This is a genomic window from Clostridioides sp. ES-S-0190-01, from assembly GCF_020658275.1.
Lineage (GTDB): Bacteria > Bacillota > Clostridia > Peptostreptococcales > Peptostreptococcaceae > Clostridioides.
This window is the reverse complement of sequence record NZ_JACVWA010000044.1, coordinates 165,653-179,700: the sequence shown is the minus strand read 5'-3', so window position 1 is coordinate 179,700 and position 14,048 is coordinate 165,653. Positions and strand designations below refer to the sequence as shown.

The 14,048-nt window shown below is 30.7% G+C and carries 11 protein-coding genes; 9 read left to right on the top strand and 2 right to left on the bottom strand.

Translation table 11 applies throughout. From position 1 onward, the window contains the following. The first annotated feature begins 17 nt into the window (after nucleotides 1–17). The 9 genes from IC214_RS18040 (at nucleotide 18) to nhaC (ending at nucleotide 11,026) form a co-directional block, all read left to right on the top strand. Nucleotides 18–1,418 carry a sigma 54-interacting transcriptional regulator gene (locus IC214_RS18040; RefSeq protein ID WP_285894659.1) on the top strand — a complete coding sequence of 467 codons (1,401 nt, stop codon included), beginning with the start codon at nucleotides 18–20 and terminating at the stop codon, nucleotides 1,416–1,418. 215 nt (nucleotides 1,419–1,633) lie between these two features. Further along, a complete protein-coding gene (gene ord / locus IC214_RS18035; protein ID WP_227434573.1) occupies nucleotides 1,634–2,701 on the top strand; it encodes a 2,4-diaminopentanoate dehydrogenase in 1,068 nt (355 codons plus the stop codon). A gap of 34 nt (nucleotides 2,702–2,735) precedes the next feature. Continuing rightward, complete coding sequence (gene ortA / locus IC214_RS18030; protein ID WP_227831446.1) at nucleotides 2,736–3,044, top strand: 2-amino-4-oxopentanoate thiolase subunit OrtA; 309 nt, start codon at nucleotides 2,736–2,738, stop codon at nucleotides 3,042–3,044. Then, entirely contained in the window at nucleotides 3,037–4,467 is a 1,431-nt protein-coding gene (gene ortB / locus IC214_RS18025) for a 2-amino-4-oxopentanoate thiolase subunit OrtB (protein ID WP_227483548.1), read from the top strand. Before ortA ends, ortB begins: the two co-directional genes overlap by 8 nt. Before the next feature lie 77 nt (nucleotides 4,468–4,544). Further along, complete coding sequence (locus tag IC214_RS18020) at nucleotides 4,545–4,919, top strand: ornithine aminomutase subunit alpha (protein WP_227434576.1); 375 nt, start codon at nucleotides 4,545–4,547, stop codon at nucleotides 4,917–4,919. After that, complete coding sequence (gene oraE, locus IC214_RS18015; RefSeq protein WP_227866863.1) at nucleotides 4,913–7,117, top strand: D-ornithine 4,5-aminomutase subunit OraE; 2,205 nt, start codon at nucleotides 4,913–4,915, stop codon at nucleotides 7,115–7,117. The genes IC214_RS18020 and oraE overlap by 7 nt, the downstream gene beginning before the upstream one ends. Beyond that, complete coding sequence (locus tag IC214_RS18010) at nucleotides 7,117–8,526, top strand: GlmL-related ornithine degradation protein (protein WP_227483546.1); 1,410 nt, start codon at nucleotides 7,117–7,119, stop codon at nucleotides 8,524–8,526. Before oraE ends, IC214_RS18010 begins: the two co-directional genes overlap by 1 nt. Then, a complete protein-coding gene (gene orr, locus IC214_RS18005) occupies nucleotides 8,511–9,575 on the top strand; it encodes an ornithine racemase Orr (protein ID WP_227483545.1) in 1,065 nt (354 codons plus the stop codon). The genes IC214_RS18010 and orr overlap by 16 nt, the downstream gene beginning before the upstream one ends. A 29-nt stretch (nucleotides 9,576–9,604) precedes the next feature. Next, nucleotides 9,605–11,026 carry a Na+/H+ antiporter NhaC gene (nhaC, locus tag IC214_RS18000; RefSeq protein ID WP_227434580.1) on the top strand — a complete coding sequence of 474 codons (1,422 nt, stop codon included), beginning with the start codon at nucleotides 9,605–9,607 and terminating at the stop codon, nucleotides 11,024–11,026. A 134-nt stretch (nucleotides 11,027–11,160) separates the two neighbouring features. Here the strand turns inward: nhaC and IC214_RS17995 are convergent, their stop codons facing one another. Together IC214_RS17995 and IC214_RS17990 are read right to left on the bottom strand one after the other, a co-directional pair. After that, entirely contained in the window at nucleotides 11,161–12,516 is a 1,356-nt protein-coding gene (locus IC214_RS17995) for an APC family permease (protein ID WP_227863095.1), read from the bottom strand. 36 nt (nucleotides 12,517–12,552) lie between these two features. After that, entirely contained in the window at nucleotides 12,553–13,773 is a 1,221-nt protein-coding gene (locus tag IC214_RS17990; RefSeq protein WP_227863096.1) for a M20 family metallopeptidase, read from the bottom strand. Between the last annotated feature and the right edge of the window lie 275 nt (nucleotides 13,774–14,048).

Genomic DNA, 14,048 nt, shown 5'->3' with positions numbered 1-14,048 from the left:
GTACTGGGGTGATATAGTTGAACCAAGAAATATTTTTTAAAGTAATGAATGAAATATTGGAAAATATTGATGAAGGGGTACATTTTGTTAATAAAGAAGGGAAAACTATAATCTACAATGATTCTGTACAAAAAATGGAAAAAATGAATAGACATGATGTTTTAACTAATTCATTTTTTGATATAGTCAGCAAAATGAAAATAAATAGAAGTACACTAGTAGAAGTTTTGGAAAAAAGGGAAATTATTAAAGACAATATTCAAAAATATCTAGATAAAAATGGAAAAGAAATAACAGCAATAAATACTACGATACCAATTGATATTAAAGGAGAATTTGTAGGGGCACTTGAAATATCAAAGAATATGACAACTATAGAAAATTTATTAAACAGAAGCTATAAAAAAAATTTAATTAATAAAGTTGACAATAAACAAAAAAAGGGCTATGAATTTGATGATATTTTAGGGGAAAGTAATCTGATTAAAGAGGCAATAGCAAAATCTAAGAAAGCTTGTAAGTCTGATGCCTCAGTATTTATATATGGTGAAACTGGGACAGGCAAAGAGCTATTTAGCCAGTCCATTCACTATGGAAGTAATAGAAAAAATTATCCATTTATAGCACAAAATTGTGCAGCTTTACCAGAATCATTATTCGAAGGAATACTATTTGGAACTGCTAAGGGAGGATTTACAGGGGCAATAGACAGGCCAGGTTTATTTGAGCAAGCTAACAAAGGGACATTATTATTAGATGAAATAAACTCCATGCCTATTATGTTACAGGCTAAATTGCTAAGAGTTTTGCAGGAAGGTTATGTAAGAAGAGTTGGAGGGACTAAGGATATACCTGTTGATGTAAGAATTATTGCAACAACAAATGAAAGTCCAAAAGTTATTTTAAATGAGAATAAAATGAGAAAAGATTTATATTATAGGCTTAACATAATAGATATAAAAATTCCTCCTCTTAGAGATAGAAAAGAGGATATATCTGTATTATGCAAAAAATTTATTTCAAAGTATAATAAAAAGTTAAATAAAAAAGTAGTAGGTATTTCAGATGAAGCTATCAGGGTTTTAAAAAATTATGACTGGCAAGGGAACATAAGAGAATTAGAAAACATAATTTATTGTACTATGAGTATGATGGAAAACGAGATACAAATAGAAACAAGCATGATTAATTTAAATGACTATTACAATCTTAAAGAGAATAAAGAGGGGAATACTTATTCTTTAAATGATTTAGAGAATAAGACACTTAATAATGTTCTCAGTGAGATAGAAGAGAAGTATATATATGAATCATTAGAAAAGGCATCATATAATATAACTAAGGCTGCATCAATTTTAGGTATGAATAGGCAAAATTTACAATATAAAATAAAAAAATATAATATTAAAGTCCTATAAAGAAGTAAAATAAAGGCGCAAAATTATTATAAAAGAGCAAATTTTTTTGCTCTTTTTTTATTTCTCAGAAAAAATATTATTTTTTATTTATGAAAATACATAACAAGATAATTATAGTTTCAACGTTCTAATAAATATTTATTTTTGTTTTGAAGTTGGCACGATTCATGCTTTAACTAATAATTAAGAATATAAATTTTTAGGAGGGTGTATATATGAGAAAAGTAAGAGTTGGTATATGGGGATTTGGAGCTATGGGGATAGGCATGGCTAATATGATTTTAAAAAAAGAAGGTATAGAAATAGTATCTGTTTGCAGTAGAAGTACTTCAGGTAAAAGTATGTATGATGTCCTAGGAATTGAAAGAGGAGAAAGAACAGAAGTTATTATCAATGGAAATTATGAAGAAGTTTTTAAAGAAAAAAGTGTAGATGTTGTTTTATTAGCAACTGATTCATTTACTAAAAAGGCTTTTGATAAAATAATGTTCTTATTAAATAGAAAAATAAATGTTATATCAACAGCAGAACAAATGGCATATCCACAAGCTGATGATGCAGACTTGGCTAAGAAAATGGATGAAGTTGCAAAAGAGAATGGAGTAAGTATTCTTGGAACAGGAATCAATCCAGGGTTTGTACTAGATTTACTAGTATTAGCGCTTTCAGGTACTTGTGAAGAAGTTAATAGTATAAAAGCGAAGAGGGTAAATGATTTATCACCATTTGGAAAATCTGTTATGGTAGAACAAGGTGTTGGAGTAACAAAAGAAGAGTTCATAAAAGGTGTAGAAAATAATACTATAGCAGGTCATGTAGGATTTGTAGAATCAATAAATATGATAGCTGATGGATTAGGGTGGAAACTAGATAAGATAGAACAAACAAAAGAACCAATAATGACTACAGTAGATAGAAAATCTAAGTACGGAGAGGCATTGGCTGGAAATGTTGCTGGTTGTAGACAATGTGGATATGGATATGTAAATGGAGATGTTTTAATTGAAATGGAGCATCCACAACAGATAATACCTGAAGCAGAAGGTATTAAAACAGGAGACTATGTATCAATAAAAGGGATACCAAATATTGATTTACAAATAAATCCTGAAATACCTGGAGGGGTAGGTACTTATGCAATGATAGTAAACTCTATTCCATTAATAATAAATGCTAGACCAGGCCTTAAAACTATGTTGGATATACCAGTACCTAGAGCAATAATGGGAGATATAAGAAATCAGATAGAAATTGAGTTAGAAGAAGAGTCAAAAGCAAATTAATAAAATAACAGTTAGCTGATAAGGGGATGAAAAAATGGATGCTAAAATTAATGATTGGGTTATTATACACAATATAGTGTTGACTCCAGAAGAAAGAGCTCCACAAGTTCCAGAGGATACTAAGAAAGTATCCTTAGAAATGTGGGTTAAAGGGTTTATACAAAAGGATGCCTCTATAGGTGATTTAGTAGAAGTTAAAACAATTACGGGTAGACTTGTAAAAGGTGATTTACTTAAAGTAAATCCATATTATACTCATGATTATGGTAAATGTATACCTGAGTTACTCCAAATAGGAATACAGGCTAAAGAAATATTATTTGGAGGTGTATATAATGAATAATGCAGCATCAATGAAAGATATGAGCTATCAAGCTGTCATGGGAAGAAACAATGAAATAATGAAAAACGCAATTGGATTGGATTACTCATCTTTTGAACAAGAAGGAATAGGATTTGACTATGAAAAAATGATGGGTGAAACAGGATATACATTACAAGATATTGAAGCAATTCAATCACAATATGCTGTTGGAAATACTCCTATAATAGAACTTAAAAATTTAACTAAGTTGGCCAGAAGATGTGCTCCAGAAGGTAAAGGTGCTAGAATATTTGTAAAAGATGAAGCAATGAATGCATCTGGTAGTTTTAAAGCAAGAAGAGCAGCTACTGCAGTATATCATGCTAAAAAAATGGGATATAAAGGTGTAATAGCAGCTACTAGTGGTAACTATGGAGCAGCTGTAGCATCTCAGGCAGCAATGCAGGGTTTAAAATGTATAATAGTTCAAGAATGTTATGATTCTAATGGTCTAGGTCAACCTGAGATTATAGAGAAAGCAAGAAAATGTGAGGCATATGGTGCAGAAGTTATTCAATTAACTGTTGGACCAGAATTATTTTATACATTCTTAGTCCTACTAGAAGAAACAAGCTATTTTAACGCATCGTTATATTCACCATTTGGAATTGCAGGTGTAGAAACTTTAGGATATGAGCTAGCTATTCAATTTAGAGAAAAATATAAAAAAGACCCTGATGTAGTTGTTTGTACAAATGCAGGTGGAGGTAATCTCACTGGAACAGCAAGAGGACTAATAAAAGCTGGTTCTCTTAACACAAAAGTAGTTGGAGCAAGTGTTGATTTAAAAGGATTACACATGGCTAGTGATAGTCAATTTAATAAAAAATCATTTACAACAGGACATACAGGTTTTGGTATACCATTCTGTACATGGCCTGATAGGTCAGATGTACCTAGGTCTGCAGCTAGACCACTTAGATATATGGACAGATATGTGTTAGTAAAACAAGGAGAAGTTTTCTATACAACTGAATTATTGGCACAGTTGGAAGGTATAGAAAGAGGACCTGCTGGAAATACATCTTTAGCAGCAGCATTTTCCTTAGCACAAGAATTGGATGAAGATAAAGTTGTAGTAGTACAAGAGACAGAGTATACAGGTGCAGGTAAACACATATGTCCACAGCTTACATTTGCAAAAGAAAATGGAATAGATATAAAATTTGGAAATCCAAGAGAAGAAATTGCAGGAGTAAACTTAATATTACCAGAAAGACCAGAATTATTAAAATGTGTTGATATCGACATAAATAAAATAAGAAAATCATTTATAAAAAATTGTATATCTCATAATGGTATTGATGATGTTAATAGTCTAAGTAATGAAGATATAGAGTTTCTAATGAAAGAAGTAAAAAGTTCAAGAGATTTTGTTATTGATACGTTAGATAATTTATAATAATTACTATTTTTTAATTTAACATGAAATGAATAGTTGGAAAATTCACTTAAATTAATATGAATGGGGGAATGTTCATGAAAAAAAGAGAGGATGATTTTGAGGTTAGAAGAAAACATCTTCAGAAATTGAGCGATGATGAGTTAAAAGAAAGATTTTGGAGTTTAGCTGCCCAGATAGTAGAACCAATGATAGACCTTGGCAAAAAGAATACAACGCCATCAATAGAAAGGTCTGTTTTGTTAAGAATGGGATTTTCTTCTCTTGAGGTAAAACCTATTTTAGAAGGTGTTATGGAAAGAGGTCTTATAGGTAAGGGAGCAGGGCATGTAGTTTATAAGCTTGCTAAATCTAAAAATATATCAGTTAGAGAAGCTGGTTTATTATTAGTTAATGGTGAATATTGGGATGAAGTTACATGTTTATTTAGAGAAGGGGTAGAATCATGTTAAAGGAAAATAAAAAATTAGATATAGACTATATATTAAAAGATTTGGATAAATATAAACCAAAAAGAAGAGGTTGGGTTTGGAGAGAACACTTGGAAAATCTTGAAATGGGACCTTTTGAATATAAAGACTGTACAAAACCTTTAAAGAAGAGTGTAGGGTTACCATCATCTAAATATTTTAATAATATAGACCCTCAACCAAGCCCAATTATTACTACTGAAATAGCTTCTGGAAGATTTGAAGATGATATAAGAAGAATGAGGATGGCAGCTCATCACGGTGCTGACCACTTAATGGTCATTAGAACTGCTGGGCAATCACATTTTGACGGACTTATAGAAGGAACCCCTCAAGGTATAGGAGGTGTTCCAATAACAAGAAAACAAGTAAGAGCTCAAAGAAAAGCTCTTGACTTTATAGAAGAAGAAGTTGGTAGACCTATTAATTACCATTCATATGTAAGTGGTGTTGCGGGTCCTGAAGTAGCAGTAATGTTTGCTGAAGAAGGGGTCAATGGAGCACATCAAGACCCACAATATAATGTTCTATATAGAAATATAAACATGGTAAGATCTTTTGTAGATGCTTGTGAAGCTAAGCAAATAATGGCTTTTGCAAATATAGCTCAAATAGATGGAGCACATAATGCTAATGCTACGGCTAGAGAAGCATGGAAGGTAATGCCTGAACTTATGGTTCAACACGCTTTAAATTCTATATTTTCAGAAAAAATAGGAATAGATAAAAGTAATATATGCTTATCAACAGTGCCACCAACAGCCCCTCCAGCACCATGTTTAAGAATAGACTTACCTTATGCTGTTGCACTTAGAGAATTATTTAGTGATTATAAGATGAGAGCTCAAATGAATACTAAATATATGGAATCATCAACTAGAGAAGCAACAGTTACTCATGTATTAAATTTATTAACATCAGTACTAACTAGAGCTGACATACAATCAACTATAACACCTGACGAAGGTAGAAATGTACCTTGGCATATATACAACATAGAAGCATGTGATACAGCAAAGCAAGCTTTAGTTGGCATGGATGGTCTTATGGATATGATAGAACTTAAGGATGTTGGAGAATTAAGATACAAAGCAAGAGAGCTTAAAGAAAGAGCTGTACTATATATGGAAGAAATCTTTGAAGTTGGAGGATATTTTGAATCAGTAGAACAAGGATTCTTCGTTGACTCAGGAAATTATCCAGAAAGAAATGGTGATGGTATATCTAGAAAAATAAAAGGCGGAGTTGGTGAGGGTACTGTTTATGAAAGAGATAAAGATTATTTAGCACCTGTAACTGCTCACTTTGGATACAATAATGTAGCTCAATGTGATGAAAAAGCTATAGATAATCCATCAATATTAATAGATGGATGTACATTTGAAAATCCAAACAAAATAATATATATCGATGAACTTGATGATTTTGATAATGTAGAAAATAGACTAAAAGAATCAGAGGAATACAGAGGTGGAACTAAAATCAAACCTGAAATGGAATGGTGTGCAGATGGAATTGTGATGATAACAATGATGCTTCCTACTGATAAAAGAACAGCTGAGTTTGCAGCATTGGAATTTGTCAAAAAAATGAATTTACAAGAAGTTGAAGTTATAAGTAGAGAAGTTATGCATGAATCCGAAGGCACTAGGATAGAAGTGAAGGGAAGAGTTCCATTTGATATAGATTTAAATGACTTAGTAATACCAGAAGAACCTAAAGTACTAACTGATGAAGAAATAAGAGCAGATATAGAAGAAAAGCCTATGAAAATAGTTTCAGCTACAGTTGGAGAAGACGAACACTCAGTTGGTTTAAGAGAAATAATAGATATAAAACATGGTGGTATTGAAAAATATGGTATAGAATGTCATTACTTGGGAACTTCTGTACCTGTAGAAAAATTAGTAGACGCAGCAATAGAGCTAAATGCAGATGCAATACTTGCATCTACAATAATAAGTCATGATGATATTCATTATAAAAATATGAAGAAATTACACGATTATTGTGTAGAAAAAGGTATAAGAGATAAAGTAATGATTGCTTGTGGAGGAACACAGGTAACACCTGAAATAGCCATTGAACAAGGAATAGATGCTGGATTTGGAAGAAACAGCAAAGGTATACATGTAGCCACTTTCTTAGTTGAAAAAAGAAGAGAAATGAATAATAAATAATGGAGAATAAAAAAGTTTCTTTAAAAATAGATGTGTTGGTAGCTGAAATAGGAAGTACTACCACTGTAGTAAACGCTTTCCATAATATTGATTCTGATAATCCTGTATTTTCGGGTCAAGGTCAGGCTCCAACAACAGTATTTGAAGGTGGCGATGTAAGAAATGGCTTATCGGGTGCTATTAAAGATTTAGCTAATAAATTATCTGTAGATGATATAAAGTATAATGATATGTTTGCAACTTCTAGTGCAGCTGGTGGATTAAAAATGACTGTTCATGGATTAGTGTATGATATGACAGTAAAAGCAGCTAAAGAAGCTGCTCTAGGAGCTGGAGCTGTTATTCGTCAAGTAACATCAGGTAGAATTAAAAGAACTGATTTAAAGAAAATAAAAGAAATAAATCCCAACATAATCTTAATAGCTGGTGGAGTTGACTATGGAGAAAGAGATACAGCTATTTATAATGCTGAAATGATAGCTTCTATGAGTTTAGGTATACCAGTTATATATGCTGGTAATGTTGAAAATCAAGAAGAAGTAAGGTTAATATTTGAAGATACGAATTATAAGCTTTATATAACAGAAAATGTATACCCTAAAATAGATTTATTGAATATAGAACCTACAAGAAAAATCATTCAAGGTGTGTTTGAAGACCACATAACTACAGCGCCAGGAATGAGGTATATCAAAGAAATGGTTAATGAAAATATTACCCCAACTCCAGGGGCTGTAATGGAAGCTTCTAAACTTTTATATAAAAATATTGGAGATTTATTAACTCTAGATGTAGGTGGAGCAACTACTGATGTGCATTCTGTTACATATGGGAGTGACTATATTAATAAAATATTAGTTAATCCTGAACCTGTAGCTAAGAGAAGTGTTGAGGGAGATTTAGGTGTATATGTAAATATGAAAAATATAGTAGAAGTTATAGGTAAAGAAAATTTACAAAATGAATTATCTATAGATATTGATAAAGTAATAGATAATTATCCACCAATACCAAAATCAAAAGAAGAAATATTATTTGTGGAGAGATTGACAAAAGAAGCTGTTATTAAAGCTATGTTAAGGCATTCAGGGAAAATAAGAAATATTTATGGAACAACTGGAAAAACCAAAATTGCAGAAGGAAAAGATTTAACAGAAGTAAGATATATAGTGGGTACAGGGGGAGCACTTACTAGGCTCCCTAGTAGAATTAAAATATTAGATGGTATAACTAAATACAATAAAAATAAAGAATTACTATTTCCAAAGGAAAAAACAAAGATATTGATAGATAATGACTATATTATGGCATCTATGGGGGTTTTATCTAAAAAATACGAAGAAGCATCTCTTAAGCTCCTACTAAAAAGTTTAAACTTCAAGGAGGAAAGACTATGTACCCTAGATTAGAAATAGATATAGAAAAATTAAGACATAATGCTAAAGTAATTTTACAGAGTTGTCATGAAAGAAACATTAAAGTATCTTTCGTAACTAAATCATTTTGTGCACGAAAAGAAATAGTAGAAGCAGTATATAATGAAGGAATAGATCATATAGCAGATTCAAGAATACAAAACTTAAAAAAGTTACAAAATATAAATTTACCTAAAATACTAATTAGAATACCCATGATAAGTGAACTAGAAGAAGTTATCAATTATTGTGATATAAGTTTTAACTCAGAATTAGAAACTATAAAGAAATTAAATGAATTATGTGAAAGTAAAAATATTATTCATAATATAGTTCTTATGTTTGACTTAGGAGATTTACGAGAAGGGTATTTTTATGAAGAAGACCTCTTTAATAGTATAAAAGAGATAGTAAAACTAAAAAATATTAAAATAATTGGTATAGCTACAAACTTAACTTGTTATGGAGCTATTATACCATCTAAAGAAAATACAGGTAGGCTAGTAAGTATAGCTCAAAAGATAGAAGGTAAATTTGGAATAAATCTAGAAATAGTATCAGGAGGTAATTCAAGTTCTATACATTTAATGACAAGTAATAATATGCCAGAAGGTATTAATAATTTGAGAATAGGTGAATCTATTTTACTTGGTAGAGAAACGGCATACGGTAAAAATATAAATGGGACATATCAAGATGTATTCAAATTAATATGTCAAATAGTTGAATGTAAAGAAAAACCATCAGTTCCTATTGGAGAAATAGGAGTTGATGCGTTTAGAAATAAACCTGTTTATGAAGATAAAGGAATCTTAAAAAGGGCAATTATAGCCATAGGTAAGCAGGACATAAATATTGACTCTTTAATTCCAATAGACACTGATATAGAGATATTAGGGGCAAGTTCAGACCACATGATATTAGATGTAAGTAATACAAAATGTGATTATAAATTAGGCGACAATGTAGATTTTTTATTAACTTATGGAGGTATCATGTCATCTAGTACAAGCGAATATGTTTCAAAGAAAATTATAGTATAGTGTTCAAATAATTAGGAGGAAATTATTTTATGAAAGAGCGAGAATGTAGAAAAGCAAATCTGTTTGATGCAATGATACCAATTACTTGCTTGATATTATTTTTAAGTTTAGGGGTATTAATGTATGGCTCATCACCTCATGTACCACTAATAGGAGCTGCAGCAGTAGCAGGCCTTGTAGCTGTATATAGGCTTGGATTTAAATGGAAAGACCTAGAATTAAGTATGTTTAATAGTATAAAGATGGCAATGCAAGCAATCTTAATCATAATTATAATAGGTGTGCTTATAGGAACTTGGATAGTAAGTGGAGTAGTTCCATGTATGATTTACTGGGGACTAAAAATTTTATCACCAAATATTTTTTTAGTAGCATCCACATTAGTCTGCTCAATAGTGTCTCTTGCAACAGGGTCATCTTGGAGTACAATGGGTACAGTAGGCGTGGCACTTTTAGGAATTGGGCAAAGTTTAGGTATGCCAACTGGATTAATAGTGGGTTCTATAATATCTGGAGCTTACTTTGGAGATAAACTATCACCTTTATCTGAAACGACTAACTTAGCACCAGCAATGGCAGGAACAGATTTGTTTACACATATAAAATATATGTTATATTCAACTATACCATCATTATTAATTTGCCTAGTAATTTATGGTGTAATCGGAATGAAGTATTCAGGTCAAGCATTAGATATAAAACAGATAGAGCTAATTAGGTCTACATTAGATTCTACATTTAATACTTTATCACCAGTATTATTATTAGCTCCAGCAATAGTAATTGGATTGGTTATATTCAAAGTTCCTGCTATACCAGGGCTTATAGTAGGTGCTGTATTAGGAGTATTGTTTGCAGTAGTTTTCCAAGGAGAATCTATGAATGTAATATTAGATGCAGCACAAAATGGATATGTTTCATCAACACAAGTAGAAGAGGTAGATGCTTTATTGTCTAAAGGTGGGATTATGAATATGATGTCTACTGTATCTTTAACAATATGTGCCTTATCTCTTGGAGGTATTTTAGAAAAAACAGGCATGCTTGAAGCAGTAGCTTCTTCTTTACTAAGGTTAGCAAAGGGTGTATTTGGAACAGTATTATGTACAATGGTAACTTGCACAGTTACTAACATAATAGCAGGAGAACAATACTTGTCTATAGTTATACCAGGAAGAATGTATAATAAGGAATATAAAAAGAGAGGTATACATCCTAAGATGTTATCAAGAGCTTTAGAAGATAGTGGAACTTTAAGTTCTCCATTGGTACCATGGAATACATGTGGAGCGTATATAACAGCAACATTAGGTGTATCTGCATTAACGTATGGTCCATATGCATTATTAAATATCATAAATCCATTGGTATCTCTAGCATTAATTGCATGTAAGTTTAAAATAGCAAAAATAGAAGATGAACCTGAAACTTGTTTGAATTTTGATGTTTGATTATAGTATTTGATATATGTTACTTATTAGAAAAAATAAAGGCCTAAACTTTGTGTAAATAATAAAGTTTAGGTCTTTATTAACTTTTTCTATAGATTTTAAATAAAAAAGAATGTCAAGCAATCTATAAAATATTACTGAATTTTTTCTCTTGGAATATATAATTTTGAATCTTCTGACTTATCTTTGCACTCACATTCAATTTTTTTATTTTTTTTCATAAGTACATATAAAGGTACTATCAATAACATTGCTCCTAATCCTATCAAAACCCTATTTTGAGTTATAGGTTTTGACATATCTTCAACCCAAGCTTGTTGTAACAGCCATAAACTACCTAATATAGCTACTGTTGGTATAACAGGGCCAAAAGGAATTTTAAATGAAGCCTGGATATCTGCTCTTTTTCTTAAAACTATTACGGCTAAACAAGTTGGTATGTATTGAGCAAATCTGGCAATTACACTCATTACTGCAAGCTGTTCAAAACTTCCAGTTAATACAAGTGGTATGCAGAAGATTAAAGATATTATTATTGCTACATATGGAGCATCATATTTATTTGTTTTTCCTATAAATGCTGGAAGAGAGCCTTCTTCTGCTAGAGCAGAACCACACTTGGGAGTTACTATTGAAGAACCTATATTTATTCCAAATATAGATATTAATGTTGCTACAGATATAAATACTTTACCATAATTGCCTAAAAATACGCTTGAAGCGTCTGCGATTGGAATACTATTTTCAAATAATTTGTCTCCAAGTATACCCATACAGACAACTTGAATTAAGATATAAATTATTGCACATATAAATATTGTAGTTATTAATGCTATTGGAAGATTTTTTTTAGGATTATCCATTTCTCCACTTGCTACAACAAATGATTCAAATCCAGTAAACGCGTAAAATACTAATATTATAGCTGGTCCTATACTAGAATTTACAACATTGCCTGAAGGAACAACATTACCAAATTTTATAAAGAATATTCCTACTATTACAAAAACTATTAATGGTACTAATTTAGCTATGGTTATTACATTATTCATTATCTTTGTACTTTTAATTCCAAATAAGCTATTTATTGAAAGTAATGTTACTAATGCCACTGCGATATATCCTTTATATTCAGTAGCAGCTTCTGGCCAAAATGCACCTAAAGCTGTTGCAAATCCTACTGCTAGTGTAGACCATGATATGATTCTAATAACCCAAGACATTGTACCAACTTCAAAACCTATAAAATCACCAAATGCCTTTTTGGAGTATAAATATGCACCTCCATTTTTGTCAAATATACTTCCAGCCTCTGCAAAACATAAAAGTATTGATAGAACCAGAAGTGTAGCAAAAATATATATAAATATACTATTTTGGCTCGCTAGATTGTAAACTTTACCTGGTAGTAAGAATATACCTGAACCTATGATACTATTAATTCCTAATAATATCATACTAAATAACCCTAATTTTTTAGCTTTTTCCATATTAATTTATCTCCTATTCTTTTATTAATTACCATATTAATTAAAATATAAAGTATTCATTACATGCATCATAACTCCTATTGGAAGACAATCCTCATCTACATTAAATTTAGAGGTATGAAGAGGTGAAGTCAGTCCTTTTTCCTCGTTTTTGCACCCTAAATGGAAGAATGCTCCTTTGCAATGTTCTGTATAAAAAGAAAAATCTTCACCACCTAATGAAGGGTTTGCTCTCAGTATAAATTTTTCTCCTCCAAGTAATTCCTTAGTACTTGAAATAACAGTATCTACTAATTCCCTTTCATTTATAACAGCAGGGTAATTTTCATCGCTCACGTGTAATGTTCCAATACATCCAAATGCAGATGCTGTATCTTCAACAATTTTAGTAATCTTATTAATTACAAAATCTCTTGTCTCGCTATTTAAAGTTCTCAATGTACCCTCTAATTTTACATCTTCACATATTACATTATGTGCATCACCACCATATATTTTGCCTATAGTCAAAACTGCAGCATTATTTGGTTCTAGGTTTCTACTTATTATGGTTTGTAGTGATGTAACAATTTGTGAAGCTGTGACTATTGCATCAATACCATTTTCAGGATACGCACCATGAGCTCTTTTACCCTTAACACTTATTTCTATAGTATCAACACTTGCATTTAATGTGTCGTATTTCGTTTCAATAAATCCTGTTTTAATGTGTGGCATGACATGAAGCCCAAATATATAATCAGCTTTAGGGTTTTCTAAACACCCATCCTCAACCAAGAACTTTGCTCCACCAAAACCTTCTTCTGCTGGTTGAAATAAAAATTTTACATTTACATTTAGATTATCTTTCATTGAATAGAGTACTTTGCATGCTCCAAGTAACATTGTTGTATGCGCATCATGACCACAAGCGTGCATTTTTCCATTATGTATTGATTTATAAGGTATATCGTTTTCTTCTTCTATAGGAAGCGCATCCATATCTGCTCTTATACAAATAGTTTTATCTGCATTTTCTTTTAAAATGTATGCCATAATTCCATTGTGTTTTGTAAATTCCATATAATCAATTCCTATTTCTTTTAAATAAGAAATGACTTTTTGTTTTGTAAGATTTTCCTCAAGAGCTAATTCTGGTATTCTATGTAATTCTCTTCTAACATCTATTAACCAAGGTTTTATAGAATTACAACTTTCTATTACAAAATCTTTTTCCAATTCTTTAACTTGATTTTTTAATTTTAAAGCTGGTTGCATTTTTATTCCTCCAATTACTTTTTATTGTCTTGTTAATATAGTTAAGCAATTATTATGCCATGTTTTTTTACTTAAGAATTTTGTTTTTTATAAAAATATTGAATAAAAAAAATCATTATATTGTATGGAAAGTATGAAAAATAAATATTATATTGCAATTTTCAGTAAAAAATTTTGTTTTAGATAAAGATTGCACTATATATGAGTATTTATAAAAAAAATAGGAAAATTGTTATTTATCCTATTCCTATTAATTCCTATTAATTAGATAAAAA

Excerpts from the sequence above, each read along its gene's own strand:
- oraE (WP_227866863.1), top strand. The coding sequence starts at position 4,913 with ATGTTAAAGGAAAATAAAAAATTAGATATAGACTATATATTAAAAGAT.
- nhaC (WP_227434580.1), top strand. The coding sequence starts at position 9,605 with ATGAAAGAGCGAGAATGTAGAAAAGCAAATCTGTTTGATGCAATGATA.
- IC214_RS18020 (WP_227434576.1), top strand. The coding sequence starts at position 4,545 with ATGAAAAAAAGAGAGGATGATTTTGAGGTTAGAAGAAAACATCTTCAG.
- IC214_RS17990 (WP_227863096.1), bottom strand. The coding sequence starts at position 13,773 with ATGCAACCAGCTTTAAAATTAAAAAATCAAGTTAAAGAATTGGAAAAA.
- IC214_RS17995 (WP_227863095.1), bottom strand. The coding sequence starts at position 12,516 with ATGGAAAAAGCTAAAAAATTAGGGTTATTTAGTATGATATTATTAGGA.
- IC214_RS18010 (WP_227483546.1), top strand. The coding sequence starts at position 7,117 with ATGGAGAATAAAAAAGTTTCTTTAAAAATAGATGTGTTGGTAGCTGAA.
- orr (WP_227483545.1), top strand. The coding sequence starts at position 8,511 with ATGTACCCTAGATTAGAAATAGATATAGAAAAATTAAGACATAATGCT.
- ortA (WP_227831446.1), top strand. The coding sequence starts at position 2,736 with ATGGATGCTAAAATTAATGATTGGGTTATTATACACAATATAGTGTTG.
- ord (WP_227434573.1), top strand. The coding sequence starts at position 1,634 with ATGAGAAAAGTAAGAGTTGGTATATGGGGATTTGGAGCTATGGGGATA.
- ortB (WP_227483548.1), top strand. The coding sequence starts at position 3,037 with ATGAATAATGCAGCATCAATGAAAGATATGAGCTATCAAGCTGTCATG.